The organism is Sneathiella sp. D3-11, assembly GCF_055809395.1.
In genome coordinates this window covers 27,730-46,596 of sequence record NZ_CM147911.1, presented here as the reverse complement: position 1 = coordinate 46,596, position 18,867 = coordinate 27,730, and the positions used below count along the sequence as shown (strand labels likewise).

The following is an 18,867-nucleotide window of genomic DNA, read 5'->3' as shown; positions in this document are numbered from 1 at the left end:
TGTATGAGCGAAGGGGCCCGAGCGAAGAAAATGAATTCACTTTTTTTGGAAATACGTAAGGAGCAGAATCTTTTTTCTGCGTGGCGACATGTAAAAAGAAGCGCACTCAATTCTCCAGATAAGGAGATAAGAGGCAATGCCGCCGAATTCGAACATCAACATCAAAAACATTTAAGGCGAATCATACGTCAGCTAAGAGATAACAAATTTTCGTTTTCCAAATCTAGAGGTGTATTAAAAGACACAAAATCTAGATTGAAAGCTGGCAAAAACCCTAGGCCAATAGCTATTTCAACAATAACTGATCGAATTGTACAACGAGCAATTCTTCAGGTTCTACAACCTCGTTCAATTATTAATCCCAAAAGTAGAAACGCTAAATTTCAGCCTGTAAATGATCCGCGTATTGGGAAGCTTAATCTTGTTAATCATTCGCAATTTGGAGTTGGGGGCTTGATGCGCCCGTACGGTGGAATTAAGCCAGCAATTAAACTAATAATGGATGCCATTTCAAACGGTGCACACTATTACTACAAGTCAGATATAAAGGGCTTTTATGATCATATTCCTACCGATAAAGTTATCGAGATAGTTTTGAATGAAACCAAAGACGAACTTTTATCGAACCTCTTTTCACATGGGCTTGAGGTAATATTAAGCAACAAAGACGAATTGGATAAGTATGCTAAATTATTTCCGCGAGATGGTGTTGGAGTTGCGCAGGGATCCTCATTATCTACATTTGCAGGCAATGTCCTGTTGTATGATTTTGACCACAAACTGAATTCATTTGATGTAACGGCTATTCGTTATATCGACGACTTGTTGATTGTGGCGCGATCTGAAAAAGAGCTAGATAATGCAATTAAATACTGTTTTGATTACCTTAGTTCTTTAAACCTTTCACTTTATGACGTCTCTGCAGGATCTGACAAAGCAGGGAAAGGGAAATGCCGAGATAGTTTCAATTTTCTTGGTTGTACACTTCAAATTAACAGATGTGTACCAAGCGATAAATCAATCAAGACTAAACAAGAAGAAATAAGAAAAATAGTTTCCGTTTCCAGACGTGCCATTCAAGAATTTATAAAAATTGGCAAACCATTTGATCCGAGTTTAACTATGAGTTCAGTTATTTATACAATTGGAAAAAAATATACGGCTGGGAAAAAGCATTTAATTTTTGTACGGATAAGCAACCATTCAGAACAATGGATACCAGCATTCAAAAAATTATAGCAGACTATGACGCGTCAATTCGTAGGCTTACAAACGGGTGTACGCAAGATAAACTCATAACTGTTCTCGGGGTGCCAAGTACAGAAAAATTATTCATTGCCGACAAGCGATAATCCCATTATTTCTTGCATTTCACGCAATGTTTTGATATAATACATCTTCACGTTGAGCCATTGATAAGTCTCAAGGATACGTGACAAGGGGTGGCTGCCCCTTTCAGCTATTTTCCATATATATGCGAATAAATGTACCCGGCGTAGGGGGCGCTAAGCCTTCGCGGGTATTTGTAAGCCGGAGAGCCGGGCGACGTGTGCCGGGGGTTAGGTCGGCCCCAAAGGGTTATGTTCCTTCAGAGGCAGCGGTTCAAGATGGCACCGGTAGTATCGGCGGTAAACTCGCCGTGGCGGTTCATGGTACCGATCTTCTGCAGACGATCAGCGGAGATCATGTCCACCATATCAACAGAACCGCTTTTCAGGACCAGGCCGTAGCGCTGGCCGGTCTGCCAGACGGAGGTCAGGGGTGTGCGTGACGCATCCTCGGAAGGGATCAGCTCCCGCTCACCCAGGACAACTTCAACTCCGTCTGTATTGCAAGCCGTGCTCCAGGCACCTCTCAGCCGCAGGGGCACGCGATCGAAGTCCCATACTTTGTCATAGGGGACCTTGATGACTTCAGTAAAGCGTGCACGCAGATTGACGGGCTTGACAATGGGAGCGATCTGGGTCGGCTGTCCCTTGGACGCCTGCTCGGATCCTCTCCCGTCGTCCGCCATGGATGACATGGGGGCCACGATACTATAGGCAAACAGAAAGACGGCGAGCATCGCCCCGCCAAGGGCCATGCTGCCCGCCGCAAATTTCGAATTTTTATAGGCACGGGTGTCGCGAAAGCGGACCCGCTCCGTGATCTCAATTTCATGATAGACATTGCGATCCTTCTCGCGGGAAAAATACCCGCCGAGAATACGCACGCGCTGACCGCCCCATTCCTCGATGAGTTGGCGGGCGATATCCTGTGCCGGTGTTTCCGTCTCATAACGGCCGAAGCTGCGCCATTTGGCATCGAACAGCGTCTGGACAACAAATTCTGTATAATTGCTTGTATCTGTTGACATTTTTACCCTTCAAACCCACCCGTAAATTGAGTTGAGCCTGAAATCTAGCCAATCAGGATAAAGAAACCGTTAATTTCCGCCTCTTTTTCGGTTGTTTTGAGCATAAAAAAGGCGCCCCGAAGAGCGCCCTTTTCTCATTGCTGCGGTCGGGGTTCAGGCGATTTTTTCCTCGCTATGGGTGACAATCACCGGCTCCATCGCGTTCAGCACATCATCTTCCAGATGACAGAGGATTGTATGGCCGCTTGAAAGCTCCTTCACCGGCGGCATTTCCGTCTCGCAGATGCTGCCGATCTTGCGCGGGCAGCGGGTCTGGAACGGGCAGCCGGGCGGCGGGTTCATGGCCGACGGAATATCGCCCTTCAGGATGATCTGTTTTTGCTCCACCGAGGTGTCGGCAATCGGTACGGCGGACAAAAGCGCCTCCGTATAGGGATGATAGGGCGGCGAGAAAACCTCATCCGTCGTCCCCTGCTCCACGATATGGCCAAGATACATAACCACAACGCGATCAGAGAGATAGCGGACAACACTCAGGTCATGGCTGATGAACAGCAGGGTCGAGCGGAGGTCGTTCTGGATTTCGGTAAGTAGCCCCGTCACCGCCGCCTGAACTGACACATCAAGCGCCGAGACAGGTTCATCCGCGACCACAACCGCCGGATTGCCGGCAAAGGCGCGGGCGATACCGATGCGTTGCTTCTGGCCGCCTGATAGCTGCCGTGGCCGCCGATGCGCAAAATCGCGCGGAAGTTTCACAAGATCAAGCAGTTCATTGACCTTCTCGCGCACCTTGTCCGGATCTTTCTCGACCCCGAATTTCCTGATTACGCGGGCGATCTGGCTACCCACCGAATGGGATGGGTTGAGCGTATCAAACGGGTTCTGGAACACCATCTGCAAATGTCCGACAGTGCGCGCCTTCCGCTTCTGCACGGACACATGGGCGAGGTCTTCACCGTTCAGGATAACCTGACCGTCCGTCGCCTCTTCAAGGCCCATCAATACCTTCGCGAAAGTTGACTTGCCACAGCCGGATTCCCCGACGATGGCAACCGTCTCCGCCTCCCGTGCGTTGAAGTTGATATTCTCGTTCGCCTTCACGGTTTTCACGGCGTCACCGCGGATCATGGAGAAGATCGAGCTTGAGCGAACCTCATAATATTTCTTCATGTTCTTCACATCTAGCACGATCTTGCCGGATTTCACGGATTTCACAGTTACGGCTTCATGATCACCCTCTGCCCAGTCAATATCCTCGAACCGGGCGCAACGGACGGTATGGCCTTCTTCTCCTTCGACGGGACGCATCGGGACTTTTTCCTGATCGCAGGTTCCCGCCTTGAAGAAGGCACAACGCGGCCCGAAAAAACATCCTTGTGGGCGCTGATGCGGAAGTGGTAACTGCCCCGGAATGGGAACCAGCGGTCTTTCGTTCTTATCCGCACCGGGCAGCGGGATGGAGGCAAACAGGCCGCTCGTATAAGGGTGGCACATCTCGTCAAAGACTTCATTAACCGTGCCGTCCTCAACCGCCTCGCCGGAATACATGACCGTCACCCGGTCGCAGGTATCCAAAATCAGCCCGAGGTTATGGGAAATATAGACCATGGCGGTGCCGAATTCGGCTGAAATTTCCTTCACCAGCTCGACAATTCCCCGCTCCACCGTCACGTCAAGCGCAGTGGTGGGCTCGTCAAGCAGCAGCAGATCAGGTTTAGAGAGGAGCGCCATGGCAATCACCACGCGCTGTTGCTGACCGCCGGAAATCTGATGCGGATAGGCATCCATAATCCGCTTCGGATCGGGGAGCTTCACCGCCTCAAGCAGTTCAAGGGCGCGGGCCTTGGCCTCGCTTACCGTGACATCCTCATGAAAGAGCGGCACTTCGGCCAGCTGGTCCCCGATCTTCATGGAGGGGTTGAGGGATGCCATCGGCTCCTGATAGATCATCGCAATTTTGGAGCCGCGCAGGGCCCGCAGTTCTTCCTCCGACATGGTGCGCATATCGCGGCCATGGAAGAAGATTTCCCCGCTCTTGATATAACCGTTGGAGCCGAGATACTGCATGATGGCAAGGGCAACCGTGGACTTGCCACAGCCGGATTCCCCGACGATGCCGACGCCCTGCCCCGGCATCACTTTCATGTTGAAATCGATGACTGCCGGGATTTCCCCGCCGCGCGTATCGTAGGAGATGCAAAGATTGCGGCATTCCAGAATAGGTGTCTGTTCTTCCATAATCCTAATCCTTCATCGATATTTCGCGCAGACCATCGGCCAGCAGGTTAAACCCGAGGACCAGCGACGAGATTGCCGCAGCCGGGACAATCGCCATATGTCCTGCGAAACTGCCGAGCGGCTGGGTTTCAGCGATCATCTTGCCCCAGTCTGGATCTGGCGGCGGAAGGCCGAGCCCAAGATAGCCGAGCATGGCGATGGTGATCGTCGTATAACCAAGCCGCAGGCAGGCATCGACAATGAGCGGCCCGCGCGCATTCGGGAGCAGTTCCACCAGCATAATATACATGGCGCTTTCGCCCCGGGTCTGGGCGGCGAAGATATAGTCTCGCGTTCGAAGATCGAGCACGAGGCCACGCACGATACGCATGATGCCGGGCGCCGAGGCAAAGGTCACCGCGAGCACGATGTTAAAGCCCGTCGCGCCGAGATAGGTGATGATGATGATGTAAAGCACGATCACCGGAAAGGAGAGCAGCACGTTGGAAATAAAGGAAATTACTTCATCCCACCAGCCGCCGAGATAGCCCGCGACAACGCCCATCAACATGCCGACGATATAGGCGACCGCCGTTGCCGTCGTCGCCCAGATCAGGACTTGCTGTGCGCCGAAGATGACGCGTGAGAGAATATCGCGGCCCTTGTGATCGGTGCCGAGCCAATAAAGCCCGCCGTCTCTTGCGTCTGACAGCGGCATTTTGAAGGGTTCCAGCGGCGCGTTCGGATCATAGAGCGGGAGGATCGGCGCGAGGATCGCGAGGATTACCCAGAACAAGATGAGCGAGAGCCCGAAGATGGCAATCGGGCTTTCCCGAAGCAATCCGACTGATTTGAAGAATTTGGACATCGCCGAGGGCGACGTATCGTTTGATTGAATTTCTGCGGTCATATCAACGCCCTCCTTTATGTGAACCGAATGCGCGGATTAAGCAGCGTATAGCCGATATCCGAGATGAATTGCGAGAACACGGCGACGAACACCGCGACCATGGTACAGGCCTCAATCACGAAAATATCGCCGAACAGCGCGGCATCGAGAAGGAGTTTTCCGAAGCCTTTATAGGCGAAGAAAACCTCAACCACGATCACACCTGAGAGCAGCCAGTTCAGCTGCAGGATGATCACCGTGAAGGGGGCGATCAGGGCATTGCGAAGCGCATGTTTCATGATGACGCGTCGGTAAGGTATCCCCTTCAACACCGCCGTGCGAATATAATGGGAGGTCATGACTTCCGCCATGGAGGCTCGGGTCATGCGTGTTGTATAGCCGAAGCCATACATGACCAGCACAAAGACAGGCAGGAATATCTCCGCCCAGCTAAACCCGCTGGTCATTGCGGAGGTTCCGGGGAGCCAACCTAACCAGAAGACGAAGATAGCGGAGAAAAAGGTCGCAGAGGCAAACTCCGGCACCGATGTTGTGAGGACTGATCCCACCGAGACCACCCGGTCCTGTATCGATCCCTCCTTCATTCCGGCGATCACACCCAACGTTAAGGAGAGCGGGATCATGAAGAGCATATAGAGCCCCGCAAGAATGGCGGTATTCCCAAGCCGGGGCCAGAGCACGTCGGCGACCGGGGATTTATACTGGATAGAATAGCCGAAATCACCCGTAAGCGCATTACCAACCCAAGTGACATAGCGTTCCAGAAACGGCTCGTTATAGCCATTCTGGTCCAGCCAGAGCTCGCGCTGTTCTGTGTTTGAATACGGTCCGAGGACCTTGCCGGCAACGGAAAGTTTATCGGATTCAAAAATGGCAAAAAGTGTAAAAGAGACGATGACCATAATCAGGGCCATTGAGAGAAATCGACGGAATGCCAGTATCAGCATATTATTGCTCCCCCCGGGGCAAAATGGCGCTAAAAACAGATAAGGGCGATATTATATCGCCCTTATCTTCAATTCCCGATTTTAGCTGTCGAGCCAAACCTTATAAAACTGATGGTACTGGGTTGGATGCGCTTCCACATTCATGACCTTTTCACTGGCCAGGAAGAATTTCGGCTGCCAGAGCGGCTGAATCATAATGGCGTCATCCTGGAGGATTTTTTCAACTTCCTCCATGGCGGCTTTACGTTTTTCCGCATCAACCAATGCTTCCGCTTTATCGAGTGCTTTTTCGAATGCGGGGTTGCTATAGGCCGTTTCGTTCCACGGAACACCGGAACGATAGGCAAGGCTCAAGACCATTGTGCCAAGCGGGCGATGGGTCCAGGCGGTGAGACCGAACGGTGTCGTTGCCCAGACTTCCCAGTATTTGGAGGCCGGCATCAGGTTGAGGTTGAGGGTGATCCCCGCATCCGCAGCCTGATCCTTCAGGATTTCACAAACCTGCTGCTGCCAGGGGCCGTTGGTATTACCAACATCGATGGTCAGCTCCAGCCCGTCCGGATATCCCGCCTCAGCCAGCAGGAGCTTGGCTTTGTCGATATCCCGTTCAGGGCGGTTGAGTGGGTAATATTCCGGATGGATCGGAGACACATGGTGATGTTCACCAACATCGCCGCGTCCCTGATAGACAAGCTCGTTAAATTTTTCCGCATCAACACAAGCCATCAAGGCCTGACGGACACGCTTGTCGTCAAACGGCTTCTGCGTGATATTCATACGCATCACACCAGTCTGTGCGGTCCGGGCTTCAAGGATTTTCATCCCCGGAATGGACTTCGCCATGCCGAGAGAGGCAATGTCAAATTCGTAGTTCATATCCACCTGACCGGAAGCGACGGCGGCCAACTGCGCGGCAGAACCGGCACCATGGTCAAAGTAATGAATTTCATCGAGATAGACTTCCCCGCCCCAGTATGGCTGGTCAACCCGTTTCAGGATGGCCTTCTCCCCAACGGCGAATTCAACCAGCGTGAACGGACCAGTGCCGTTCGGCTGTTCGACGATATTGCCCTTGAAGTCACGGTGGACGATCATCGTTGGATAGTTATAAAGGTTTTCCGGAATGGACAGGACCGGCGAGTTCAGATTGAGGCGGATCGTGTAGTCATCAACCTTTTCAAGCGCGCCTTCCGTCATGACTTTCTTGGCATCATCTCCCTCACCGACAGTGGTCAGCATGGAATCAAACAGGCCCACGTTTGAGGAGCCGGTTGCCGGATCGAGCCAACGGGTGAAGTTGAACATCACGTCATCGGCATTGAAGTCATCGCCGTTATGCCATTTCACGCCCTTACGGAGCTTGAATGTCCAGGTCTTGAGATCATCGGATGCGGACCAGCTTTCCGCAAGATACGGTCGGGTCACATTGTCAGCGCCTGTAATGACAAGATATTCGCACATCTGGCGCGCAACATTGGACGGGGGTGTCCAGCTGTAGACGGCCGGATCATTCATTTCCTGGACTTCCATGGAAACTTTCAGGATGCCACCCTTCTTAGGTTCGGCGGCCTTGGCTTCAATCGTCGGATCTGCCATGCCAACGATGGAATAAGCGGCGGCGGCCGACAGGCCAAGCAGTGTTGATGTTCTCAGGAATTCGCGGCGGTCCATCTTGCCGCTCTTATATTGTTCCGTGACATCTTCGATCAGGGGATGGATGCGCCCTGGCGCTTCATGATCCATCTTTTTGACTGACATACGAGATAACTCCCTATCTTAGGTTAAATTTTCGATTTGTGGTTACTTGGTTAATTTTATTTTTATAATATGACTGTCACATTTTTTCAGCAGCCATTTTGTTCATTTTGCGACTATAATTTTCCTGTTCAACGCAAATTATGCCGCAATTTCAATCCTTTTCGACTTTGTTAACGCATAGCATAATGAAACGAAGCGCAACTCGTCAATGGAGATAGCAAAAAATATTATTTACTCATAAAAATATTAAAAAAAGCAGGATGTTTCAAATTATTAAAAGTATAGTTATAGTTAAAAATATCCATATTATTATGTATTTATTTTAATAACGGTTATCTACTGAAAATAATTTTGTTGACATACTCAAAGCAAAGCAAACATTGCGTAATTAAATGATATTTATCTATTTTTTACTTATATCTTATGAAGTAATAATATATAGGATTACTGTCTCGTTACAGAAACGCAAACCACCCTACTACCATCCAAGCCCATAGCCTGAACCTTTTAAAAAATAAGAGCCGACAGGGAAAAATCAAATAGACGGCTAAAAATACTCATATCCATATTTTCCTGCGGGCAATAAAAACCGGCATCGGTCCGTCCATATTTGCTAAATCAATTTGACTATTCTGTCAGCAATAATTTACATCCCCACAGCGGGGCATTATAAAGGATCGAGTAATAAAAATAACAATAACAAGATGGAACCATCATGCAACGCGAACTATTCAGTGAAGAACATAATCTCTTTCGGGCCTCCGCCCGCCGCTTTGTCGAGGAGCGGATTGCCCCCTTCCATGCCCAGTGGGAAAAAGACGGCCAGGTAAGCCGCGAAGTCTGGCAGGAAGCTGGCGACGGCGGCTTTCTCTGTTGCTCAGTACCTGAGGAATATGGCGGCGCGGGCGGCGACTTCCTGTTTGGCGCGATCTTCCTGGAGGAACTGGCCCGCGCCGGAACCAGCGGCCCCTCCTTCCATCTGCATTCGGAGATAGTCGCGCCCTATATCACCGCCTATGGCACCGAAGAGCAGAAAAAACACTGGCTCCCCAAACTGGTGAAGGGCGAGGCCATTGCCGCCGTCGCCATGAGTGAGCCCGGCGCAGGCTCTGACTTGCAGAATATCCGCACGACTGCCATTGCCGATGGGGATGACTATGTGATCAACGGCCAGAAGGTCTTTATCAGCAATGGCCAGTTGGCCGACCTGATTGTCGTCGCCTGTAAAACAGACCCTTCTGCGGGCGGCAAGGGTGTTTCCCTTGTGCTGGTTGAGGGCGACCGCGAAGGATTTTCGCGGGGCCGCAACTTAGAGAAGGTCGGATATAAGGCGCAGGACACGTCCGAACTCTTCTTCAATGACGTTCGCGTGCCGAAATCAAACCTGCTCGGCGTTGAGGGACGCGGCTTCAAGCAGTTGATGCAGCAACTCCCGCAGGAACGGCTGGTGATTGCCGTCCGCTCCGCCACCAGCATCGAGACCGCGCTTGAATGGACGGTCGAGTATACAAAGGAACGAAAGGCATTCGGCCAGAGCATCGCCGAGTTCCAGAACACCCGCTTCAAGCTGGCAGAGATCAAGTCAAAGGCCGTGATGATGCGGGCCTTTGTTGATCGCTGTATCGCAGCGCATCTGAAAGGCGAACTTGATTCCGTCACTGCCGCAATGGCGAAGATGCAATCGACGGAGGTTCTCTGGGATGTGCTTGATGACTGCGTGCAGCTGCATGGCGGCTATGGCTATATGTGGGAATACCCGATCTGCCGCGCCTGGGCCGATAACCGCATGGCCCGCATTGCCGGTGGCACCACGGAAATCATGAAGGAAATTATCAGCCGCGACCTGCTTGCCGATTAAGAAAGTCCAGCAACCGGGCACTCGTCTCTTCCCGCGCGTCTTCCTGCACAATATGGGAGGCACCGGGAAGAGTATGAAGTTCGGCTTCTGGCAGCAGATCGCAGAGAGCTTCACACAGCCGATGAAATAGCGGAGGACTCTCCGCCCCTGCCAGCAGCAGGGTCGGGATCGTGAGGCGTTTTATCTCGGCAACATCCAGGCTAGGAAAATTACCCCCCAACATCTGTGCCTTGTCGGTGGCGCGGTTTTCCCAAATTTGCGCATAGCGCGCCTCTGATAATGCCGCGAATTTTTCGGGCCCCAGCACGCCCTTGCCGAATATCTCGATGGCGGCCTTGTCATCCCCTCGCCTAAAGGCTTTTTCGACAGGGGCCATGACGCCGACGCCAAACTTGAGAATGGCGATGGCGGTGCGCGGGTCGCGGAACATCAGCGAAACAATCTGCGACAGCTTTGGTGGCACATCGGTAAATAGTGGCAGGACTGGCGGCTCGATCAGGGTCATGGACAGGAACCTCTCCGGTTTCTGCAAGGCCAGCAACAAAACGATCAACCCTCCCCAGGAATGGCCGACCAGATGCGCTGGATTTAATTCAAGTTTGTCCATCAGTTGCACAAGGTCGTTCACATGAACATCAACGGGGTCATCGGCGCCATCGGGTAAGGGCGCGTTGGGCCGGGCGAAGCGGCGGCTATAGGTAATGACCCGGAACTTTCGTGATAGTGCCGGTAACTGCCCTGACCATGTCCGGATATCCGATGCCGCGCCGTGGACGAGGACGACCGGCGCACCCGTCCCGTTGTCGTCATAGGCAAGGGAAACGCCGTCCAGTTCCAGTCTTGCTAGCGATGCGAAGGGATCCTCCATGAAAAGAGACTACCATATACCCCGCTCGCGGTGAACCGCATTAAACCGCCGTCCTGCCCCTGTCCGGTTTCAGGGAATTGACAGTTTATATAACATGTTATATATTATGCGCTGAATTTGGCAAAATCGGGAAAGGCAATGGTTGAAGATTTTGTTCGCGGCAAGGGCTATCTTACCCTCGGCACGCGGTTCAAGCGCATCGGGGATCGGTTGCAGGCGGATGTCCAGCAGTTAATTGACGCGGAGGGTATGGCGGTGCAGACGGGGCAATACCCCCTCCTCGCCGCGCTGGACGAGATAGGTCCGATGACGGTTGGGGATCTCGCCGCCGCGCTCGGCGTCAGTCAGCCCGGCGTCACCCGCAGCGTCGGCCAGCTTGCCAAACAGGGCGTCGTGACGGTCCGGCGCGGATCGCGCGATCAGCGGAAAAGAAGCGTCGAGTTGACGGCGAAAGGCCGGATGCTAGTCGCCGACGGACGCCAAACCATCTGGCCCCTGATCGAGGCACATCTTGCCGATATCTGCGCCGACACGGACGGTCCGCTCCTCGATCAGCTCGACGCGCTTGAGACCCGCCTGCAGGAAAAATCGCTCTATACCCGTGTCAAGGAAACGAAGGAGGGCATTAAAAATGGATGACCATATTCTCGACCGGCCGATCTGGAACTCGCTCACCACCGTGCACGCCCCCTTCGCGATTGGCGACGGCGGCGCCCGCCGCTTCACGCCGACTGTCAGTATCTTCGCCGGGGTTAGGGATGAGAGCGCGGACAGCCTTGCCTCCCTCACCCGCCTGATGCCTGAAGAGGGGAATCTCTTCCTGATCCAGGTAGCACCGGTTGTCCTGCCGGATGGCCTTCGCGCCGCCAAGGCCGCGGAAGGCTGCCAGATGCTGCTGGAAAAGCTGACGATACCGACAACGAGCGCGCCTGAAATCCAGCCTCTGACCGAGGTCGATGCGAAAGATATGTTCGAACTTGCGACGCTGACAAAGCCCGGCCCGTATCTTCGCGATACCCGCCTTCTCGGCGATTTCTGGGGCGTGAAGGAGGACGGCAGGCTCATCGCCATGGCGGGGGAGCGGTTCAAGCATCCAGGATATAGTGAGATAAGCGGCGTCTGCACCCATCCCGATTATCTTGGCCGCGGCCTCGCCCATGCGCTTTGCGTGAAGGTGGCGGAGCAGATTTTGGCGCGCGGGGATCAGCCGTACTTACAGGTTTTCGCAACCAATACACGCGCCATTCGCGTCTATGAGAATCTCGGCTTCCGCACGCGCACGAAGGTCAATGCGGTGATGCTGGAGCGCGCCTGACTATCGCTGTCAATTCCCCTTGCGCGCTTTCGACTCATATATTATCTAGGCGGGGAAAGGGACGACCCTCTCATGAGTATGATTTCCGGGACGACCCGGGCATTTGATGGAGCCATGAAATGGCCTGGATCTACCTTGTCGCCGCCGGCCTCCTTGAAGTTGTGTGGGCATATTCCATGAAACAGTCAGAGGGGTTTTCCCGCCTGACACCGAGTGTTATCACCATCGTCACCATGATCGCGAGTTTCGCGCTTCTCTCGCTGGCCATGCGCACCCTCCCCCTCGGGACGGCCTATACGGTCTGGACGGGGATCGGCGCAGTTGGCGCGTTCCTTGTCGGAATATTCGTGATGGGAGAGCTGGCAAGCCCGATGCGGGTTGCCGCTGCCTTGCTCATTGTTTCCGGCCTTGTGCTGATGAAAATGTCATCGGACGCATGAGTTAATGATGCCGATGCATTCATACGACCCGCCGATCGCACAGCCAAGTGACATCATTTTTGAAGATGAACATCTGCTGGCGCTCAACAAGCCGAGCGGGCTTCTCTCCGTCCCCGGACGCGGAGACCATTTGAGCGACTGTGCGGAGGCGCGGGCGAAAGCGCATGACCGCAATGCACGCACGGTTCACCGGCTGGACATGGATACCTCTGGCATATTGCTGTTCGGCAAGGGCGCGGAGGAACATCGGCGCCTAAGTCTCCTCTTTGCGTCTCGGAAGGTCCATAAGCGCTATCTCGCCTGGGTCGATGGGTATCTGTCAGACGAAGAAGGAGAGATTGACCTGCCGCTCGGAGCGGACTGGCCGAACCGCCCGCTGCAAAAAGTCGATATGGAAACGGGCAAAGCCTCCCTCACCTGCTGGCGGGTGCTGGAGAAGCGTGATGAGGCAACTCTGCTCGCGCTTTATCCAAAAACCGGCCGCACCCATCAACTTCGCCTTCATTGCGCGGCCATCGGCCATGCCATCCTTGGGGATCGTTTCTATGCTGAGACACGCATTCGCAAACGCGCGAACCGGTTGCAGCTTCACGCGGAAAGCCTTGAGTTTCACCATCCAATGTCAGAAGAATTAATAACACTAAAGGCGCCGGTCGACCTTTCCGGCCCAATGATTGCCAAAATCCAATAAAAACATCCTTGTATTCATGTGATAAGCGCGGCCATACTAAGCGCCCGTCCCGCCATGTGATAAGGAGACAAAAACTTGGAAACAGAAATGACGGATGACGTCTCTGAACCCTCTCCCGGTTTCGCCAAGAACCCCGATTATCGGATTGTTCTGGAACGACCGGAGCGGGAATTTGTTGCCGCATTGCATGGGGAAACCATCGCCCGCAGCAACCGCGCGATTATCCTGCGGGAGGGCGATTACCCGCCACTGGTCTATTTTCCGCCCGAAGACGTCCGCCTTGATCAAGCGGCAATGACGGATAAGGACACCTATTGCCCCTATAAAGGCATGGCGAGTTACTGGAGTTTCGGGACCGAGGCCAATCTCGCCTGGTCCTATGAGGAACCGTTTACGGAGATGCTCGATATCAAGGGTTATGTTTCTTTCTATATGGACCGGCTGGACGATCCTGTGATCTGATCATTATCAATTAAAGAAAAGAGAAGAAATGGGTAGCGTCAGAAATATCCTCTTCATCATGTGTGATCAACTCCGCGCCGATTACCTCGGCTGCGCCGGTCATCCATCCATCAAAACCCCGAATATAGACGCCTTGGCGCAACGCGGCGTCCTGTTCCCCAATGCCTTCTGTCAGGCACCGGTCTGTGGTTCGTCGCGGATGTCATTTTATACCGGGCGTTATGTGCAGTCCCATGGCGCGACCTATAACAACGTACCGCTCAGTATCGGGGAGCCGACGCTCGGCGATCATATGCGAGAGTTAGGTGTCTCCACCGGACTTGTTGGCAAGACCCATATGGCGGCGGATGCCGCAGGCATGAAACGGCTTGGCATCGACCGGGGCAGCGTTCAAGGCACCCTTGCCGCGGAATGCGGGTTTGAGCCATGGGAGCGCGATGACGGTCTTCACCCCGATGCCTCCACCGATCCGAACCTCGCCTATAATGTCTATTTGCGCGATCAGGGGTATGACGGGGATAACCCCTGGCATACTTACGCGAACTCCGGCGTCAATGAAAAGGGCGAAGTGGTCAGCGGATGGTATCTTCGCAATGCGCATCTGCCCGCACGTGTGGACAAGGCGCATTCGGAAACCGCCTATATGACGAACCGCGCCATGAGCAAGATCACCGAGCTCGCCGATACACCCTGGTGCCTGCATCTCAGCTATATCAAGCCGCATTGGCCCTATATCGCGCCAGCGCCCTACCACGATATGTACTCGCCGCAAGATGTGATTGCCGCCAATCGCGGAGAAAAAGAGCGGGCAAATCCGCATCCGGTGATCGAGGCCTTTATGGCACATGAGGAAAGTGTGAATTTCTCCGATGAGGAAAAGCGCCGCCATGTCATCCCTGCCTATATGGGATTGATCACGGAGATTGACGATAACATCGGCCGGGTGATGAGCTTCCTTGAAGAACAGGGACGGCTTGACGATACACTGATTGTGCTCACCAGTGATCATGGTGATTATCTCGGCGATCACTGGCTCGGCGAGAAGGAAATGTTCCATGAGGAAAGCGTGCGCATCCCGATGATCGTCAGCCACCCGGGCCATGATTGCGACGGGACGCGCGGCAGCGAACTTCATACCCTGATCGAGGCGATTGACCTCATCCCGACCTTTATCGACGCTCTCGGCGGTGAAGCGAAGCCGCATCAGCTGGAAGGGAAATCCTTCCTGCCGCTTCTTGAGGGAAATAATAGCTCTGAATGGCGCGATTTTGTTATCAGCGAGGCAGACTATTCCTGGCGAGGCGCACGTCTTTCGCTTGAGCTACCGCCGGATCAGGCCCGTGCCTATATGCTCCGGACCGAACGGTGGAAATATATCTCATACGACAATTTCCGACCGCAGCTTTTCGATTTACAAAAAGATCCTGACGAATTGATTGATCTTGGGGAAAGCGACTTACACAAGGAAATCCGCGCTGAGATGGAAGAGCGGCTCAATCACTGGCTCCGCCACCGGCGAAATCGCACGACGACGTCGCATGAAGAAATCGAAAAGAAGACTGACACCGCGAAAAAACGCGGCATCTATTTCGGCGTCTGGTAGCCGTCCTTATACAATTTCTTCATAAGGAAGCCCGACATATTGCTCGGCGAGGATACGTCGGCGGTGTTCACAGGCGAGGAAAAAGCTGATTTCGGAATCGCGGATCTTGTCCTCGATGCTGTCGCGGTAGAAGTGATGCAGCATATTGGTCATCCACCATGAGAAGCGCACCCCGTTCCATACCCGGCGAAGGGCAATTTCGCTGTAGCGGGCCGTGAGATCCTTGCGCCCCTCCTTATAGGTCTTTACCAGAATGCGATAGAGCGTATTGACATCACTTGCCGCGAGGTTGAGCCCCTTTGCCCCTGTCGGCGGGACGATATGGGCGGCATCACCAAGCAGGAACATATTGCCATACTGCATCGGCTCAACCACAAAACTGCGAAGCGGCGCAATACTCTTCTCGATCGATGGTCCCGTCACCAGCCGCGCCGCCGCATCATCCGGAATACGACGTTTAAGTTCTTCCCAAAAGCGGTCATCGGACCAGTTCTCGACTTTCTCATCCAGCGGCACCTGAACATAATATCGGCTCCGTGTTTCGGAACGCTTACTGCAAAGCGCGAACCCTTCGTCACTTTTCACATAAATTAATTCGTAATCGACCGGGGGCGTATCTGAAAGAAGGCCAAGCCAGCCGAACGGATATACTCTTTCATACTCTTTGAGCACACCGGCAAGGAATACTCGGGCGGCAAACTCCGTGGGATCCGTCACAACCGGCTATATAGTCGCAATCAATTCGATGTTTCTCCCCGTCTTTTTCGAAGGTGACATATGGCTTATCGCTCTTCATGTCATGGGGAGTAACATTCTTCGCGTCATAGAAGGAAATCTGGCCCGACGCATTCCGCGCATCCATCAGGTCATGAGTTATTTCTGTCTGGCCATAGACGGTGACGGATTTTCCGCCCGTCAATTCAGTCAGATTAATGGTGTGATATTCCTCATGAACGGCGATATCAACTTCATGATGGACTTCACCCTCGCGCAGCATACGTTCGGCCACACCGGCTTCTTTCATCAAGTCAACAAATCCCTGCTCAATTACGCCGGCGCGTATCCGTTCAAGGATATATCCCGGACTCACCCGATCAAGAATAATATTATCTATGCCTTGAGTATGGAGTAACTGACCTAACAGGAGGCCCGCCGGACCGCTCCCGATTATCGCGACTTGCGTTTTCATTTAATTTTTCCTAATCACAGCATTGCAGCCTGTCATTTTTCCAATACTATAGGGAGGATCAATTGATCCTAATTTCAATTTGAAACAAAGGGAATAAGAAATTCCTTTAAGCTTGGGACGGGCAACGGTTTTACATGACAGGAGCGGATGACACACCGGTCTATCTGGCGGCAGATTGCGGTGGTAGCAATTGCCGTGTCCGCCTGTACGACCAGGATGGCACCATGCTTTGCGAAGGGCATGGCGGACCAGCCAATGCCTCTCTCGGGTTGAATGCAGTGCTGAGCGAAATTTTCCGTGCCACCCGTAATGCTCTTTCTAAGCTGGACGGGTTGTCGATTCCCCTTTCCCGCCTGCATGCAGGTTTTGCCATGGCCGGATTGGTCGAGGCTGAGCGCCGGGAGGAATTCCTGCGCGTCACCCATCCGTTTGCCTCCATGACTGCAGAGACGGATGCCTTCGTCGCCCAGCTTGGGGCTTTTGCTGGCGGAGATGGCGGCTTGCTGATCACCGGCACCGGCTCCTGCGCCTTCGCGGTGCAAGGTGACGAAAAATTCTATATCGGCGGATGGGGCTTTCCCGTTTCCGATCAGGGGTCGGGCGCGCGCCTCGGTCATCTTGCCGTGCGCCGGGCGCTGCAGGCCTATGATGACATCCTGCCGTCCTCCCCCTTTTGCAAGAAACTGCTGGCGGAAGTCGGGACCCATCCGGCTGAGGTTTCCTGTTGGGCCCGCACGGCAAGGCCTGTTGATTATGGCGCGTTTGCGGGCCTCGTCATCGAATATGCGGAAAAAGAGGATGAGGTGGCAAAGAGCCTTGTCCGGACCATCGCCGAAGAAGTCAATCAGCTAATCCGCGCCCTTGTGAGAAGAGATGTGAAGGAAATACATCATATCGGCGGGCTGGCCGAACCGATCCGCCCCTGGCTCGACAAGGCGCATGGCCGCTATGTGGCCCAGCCGCATGGCGATGTTTTCGACGGCGCGCTCCGGCTGATTAACAACCGGACGGGCCTGATCAATAAGACCGGCACGGTACGCTCATGAAAAAAGCGCTCATAAACGCAGAAATTCTGACCGGACATAGCTGGCAGGATGAACTTACGTTGCTGATCGACGACGGACGGATTGCGGGCCTCTGCCGGGAATCTGACTGCCCTGCCGGGTATGAATGCGAGAATTATGACGGATATCGCTTGCTTCCCGGTTTTATCGATACCCAGGTCAATGGCGGCGGCGGGGTTATGTTGAACAATGCGACAAACCTTGAGGACATTGCCACTATTGCTGCTGCCCATCGGAAATTCGGCACCACGGCAATGCTCCCGACCCTGATCACCGATAGCTGGGAAAAGATGGAGCGTATCGCCGCCCTGATCCGGGAGGCGATTGCGCAAGACATGCCCGGTATTCTCGGTATCCATTTCGAAGGGCCCTATCTCAACCCGGCGCGTAAAGGCGTCCATGATGAAGCACATATTCGCGACATTGACGACCGTTTTGTAGATCTCGTGGCTGCGGGCGATCTGGGCAAGGTATTAGTGACGCTCGCACCAGAAAAAACCCCGCTGGAGATTATTCGGGAACTGACAGCGAAAGGCGTGCATGTCTCAGCCGGACATAGTACTGCGAGCTTTGAAGAAATGCAGGCGGCGATAGAGGCCGGACTGACCGGCGTCACCCATCTTTACAATGCCATGCCCCCGATGGAGAGCCGCGCGCCCGGTCTCATTGGGGCGGCGCTAAATTCCCAGGACGTTTATTGTGGTATTATTAATGATGGTCATCATGTGCATCCGGCAACCCTGAAAGCAGCCCTCTCCGTAAAAGGCCTTGATCATATGATGCTGGTCACGGATGCCATGTCCACCATTGGGACAGAAGAAATCCATCTCACACTTGGTGAGACTGATATCACTCTCAAGGACGGTCGATTGACCACGAAGGATGGCACGCTCGCTGGCTCCGCGCTTGATATGGCGGCGGCAGTGCTCAATGCGGTCACCCTGTTGGATCTCCCGCTGGAGGAAGCGGTAATAATGGCAACGTCTAGCCCGGCGGCATTCCTTGGCCTCGAAAAGACGCATGGTCGGATTGCGGCCGGAATGCGCGCTGATATCGTGGCCGTTAAAGAGGATATGACGGTTGTAAAAAGCTGGATTGCGGGGCAATAGAGCCACAGTTTATCAATTGACTTCCGGCGGGATATCCAAGTAGATAAAGGCCAAAATCACGCGATCCAAAAATCAAT

The 18,867-nt window shown here is 53.5% G+C and carries 16 protein-coding genes and 1 pseudogene; 10 read left to right on the top strand and 7 right to left on the bottom strand.

What is annotated here, in order from left to right; all coding sequences use genetic code 11:
- Positions 1-3 precede the first annotated feature (3 nt).
- Positions 4-1,239 (top strand): reverse transcriptase domain-containing protein, encoded by a 1,236-nt coding sequence (locus AC0L73_RS00220; RefSeq protein WP_473654561.1) that lies wholly within the window; start codon positions 4-6, stop codon positions 1,237-1,239.
- Positions 1,240-1,588: 349 nt separating this feature from the next.
- On the opposite strand, the gene AC0L73_RS00215 is transcribed toward AC0L73_RS00220, so the two are convergent.
- The 5 genes from AC0L73_RS00215 to AC0L73_RS00195 form a co-directional block, all read right to left on the bottom strand.
- A complete protein-coding gene (locus AC0L73_RS00215) occupies positions 1,589-2,356 on the bottom strand; it encodes a hypothetical protein (protein WP_473654560.1) in 768 nt (255 codons plus the stop codon).
- Positions 2,357-2,509: 153 nt separating this feature from the next.
- Positions 2,510-4,597 (bottom strand): ABC transporter ATP-binding protein, encoded by a 2,088-nt coding sequence (locus tag AC0L73_RS00210; RefSeq protein WP_227951964.1) that lies wholly within the window; start codon positions 4,595-4,597, stop codon positions 2,510-2,512.
- A gap of 4 nt (positions 4,598-4,601) precedes the next feature.
- Positions 4,602-5,486 carry an ABC transporter permease gene (locus tag AC0L73_RS00205; RefSeq protein WP_227951963.1) on the bottom strand — a complete coding sequence of 295 codons (885 nt, stop codon included), beginning with the start codon at positions 5,484-5,486 and terminating at the stop codon, positions 4,602-4,604.
- A gap of 14 nt (positions 5,487-5,500) precedes the next feature.
- Positions 5,501-6,433, bottom strand: coding sequence for an ABC transporter permease (locus tag AC0L73_RS00200; protein WP_473654559.1), 933 nt, complete (start codon positions 6,431-6,433; stop codon positions 5,501-5,503).
- Positions 6,434-6,514: 81 nt separating this feature from the next.
- Positions 6,515-8,191, bottom strand: a complete 1,677-nt coding sequence (locus tag AC0L73_RS00195) for an ABC transporter substrate-binding protein (RefSeq protein WP_227951961.1) — start codon at positions 8,189-8,191, stop codon at positions 6,515-6,517.
- 712 nt (positions 8,192-8,903) lie between these two features.
- Between AC0L73_RS00195 and AC0L73_RS00190 the strand changes: the two genes are divergently transcribed.
- Positions 8,904-10,049, top strand: a complete 1,146-nt coding sequence (locus tag AC0L73_RS00190) for an acyl-CoA dehydrogenase family protein (RefSeq protein ID WP_473655397.1) — start codon at positions 8,904-8,906, stop codon at positions 10,047-10,049.
- On the opposite strand, the gene AC0L73_RS00185 is transcribed toward AC0L73_RS00190, so the two are convergent.
- A complete protein-coding gene (locus AC0L73_RS00185; RefSeq protein ID WP_473654558.1) occupies positions 10,024-10,917 on the bottom strand; it encodes an alpha/beta fold hydrolase in 894 nt (297 codons plus the stop codon). The two genes, AC0L73_RS00190 and AC0L73_RS00185, sit on opposite strands and share 26 nt — an antisense overlap.
- A 138-nt stretch (positions 10,918-11,055) precedes the next feature.
- Between AC0L73_RS00185 and AC0L73_RS00180 the strand changes: the two genes are divergently transcribed.
- The 6 genes from AC0L73_RS00180 (at position 11,056) to AC0L73_RS00155 (ending at position 15,428) form a co-directional block, all read left to right on the top strand.
- Positions 11,056-11,556, top strand: a complete 501-nt coding sequence (locus AC0L73_RS00180) for a MarR family winged helix-turn-helix transcriptional regulator (RefSeq protein WP_473654557.1) — start codon at positions 11,056-11,058, stop codon at positions 11,554-11,556.
- Positions 11,549-12,232: a GNAT family N-acetyltransferase gene (locus AC0L73_RS00175; RefSeq protein ID WP_227951957.1), complete on the top strand. Its 684-nt coding sequence runs from the start codon at positions 11,549-11,551 to the stop codon at positions 12,230-12,232. The genes AC0L73_RS00180 and AC0L73_RS00175 overlap by 8 nt, the downstream gene beginning before the upstream one ends.
- A 119-nt stretch (positions 12,233-12,351) precedes the next feature.
- Complete coding sequence (gene sugE, locus AC0L73_RS00170) at positions 12,352-12,672, top strand: quaternary ammonium compound efflux SMR transporter SugE (protein ID WP_227951956.1); 321 nt, start codon at positions 12,352-12,354, stop codon at positions 12,670-12,672.
- A gap of 4 nt (positions 12,673-12,676) precedes the next feature.
- Positions 12,677-13,363, top strand: a complete 687-nt coding sequence (locus tag AC0L73_RS00165; RefSeq protein WP_227951955.1) for an RluA family pseudouridine synthase — start codon at positions 12,677-12,679, stop codon at positions 13,361-13,363.
- A gap of 87 nt (positions 13,364-13,450) precedes the next feature.
- On the top strand, positions 13,451-13,825 hold the full coding sequence (locus AC0L73_RS00160; RefSeq protein ID WP_227951954.1) for a DUF427 domain-containing protein: 375 nt from the start codon (positions 13,451-13,453) through the stop codon (positions 13,823-13,825).
- Between the two features lie 28 nt (positions 13,826-13,853).
- Entirely contained in the window at positions 13,854-15,428 is a 1,575-nt protein-coding gene (locus AC0L73_RS00155) for an alkaline phosphatase family protein (RefSeq protein ID WP_473654556.1), read from the top strand.
- A gap of 6 nt (positions 15,429-15,434) precedes the next feature.
- Here AC0L73_RS00155 and pobA read toward each other — a convergent pair.
- Positions 15,435-16,617 (bottom strand): annotated as a pseudogene (gene pobA / locus AC0L73_RS00150) (4-hydroxybenzoate 3-monooxygenase).
- Positions 16,618-16,751: 134 nt separating this feature from the next.
- Here pobA and AC0L73_RS00145 point away from each other — a divergent pair.
- Positions 16,752-17,663 (top strand): glucosamine kinase nucleotide-binding domain-containing protein, encoded by a 912-nt coding sequence (locus AC0L73_RS00145; protein ID WP_473654555.1) that lies wholly within the window; start codon positions 16,752-16,754, stop codon positions 17,661-17,663.
- Positions 17,660-18,790 (top strand): N-acetylglucosamine-6-phosphate deacetylase, encoded by a 1,131-nt coding sequence (nagA, locus tag AC0L73_RS00140; protein WP_473654554.1) that lies wholly within the window; start codon positions 17,660-17,662, stop codon positions 18,788-18,790. The genes AC0L73_RS00145 and nagA overlap by 4 nt, the downstream gene beginning before the upstream one ends.
- Positions 18,791-18,867: the final 77 nt, after the last annotated feature.